The sequence below is a fragment of the Pseudomonas sp. IPO3778 genome (assembly GCF_013386825.1).
GTDB lineage: Bacteria > Pseudomonadota > Gammaproteobacteria > Pseudomonadales > Pseudomonadaceae > Aquipseudomonas.
Genome location: NZ_JACARC010000020.1, coordinates 271 through 484 on the forward strand (window position 1 = coordinate 271; position 214 = coordinate 484).

The window sequence follows — 214 nt, forward strand, 5'->3', positions numbered from 1 at the left end:
AGTGTGGGAGCTGTCGAGCCTCAGCGAGGCTGCGAAGAGGCCCTGTCTGCCGATAAAGATGTCGCCTGATAGTCCGCCATCGCAGCCTCGCTAAAGCTCGACAGCTCCCACAGTTGATCCCCTACATCCTTGAACAATGTGCTCGCCTGGCTGACGGGGCTCAGAACGCCGCGTTCCCACAAACAAACCCAATCCAGTGTGGGAGCTGTCGAGC

The 214-nt window shown here is 59.3% G+C and carries 1 protein-coding gene; it reads right to left on the bottom strand.

Annotated features, from left to right (window positions below; genetic code table 11):
* Positions 1–20: 20 nt before the first annotated feature.
* On the bottom strand, positions 21–214 hold a 194-nt coding region (locus tag HX855_RS33030), incomplete at its 5' end, for a hypothetical protein (RefSeq protein WP_218644346.1).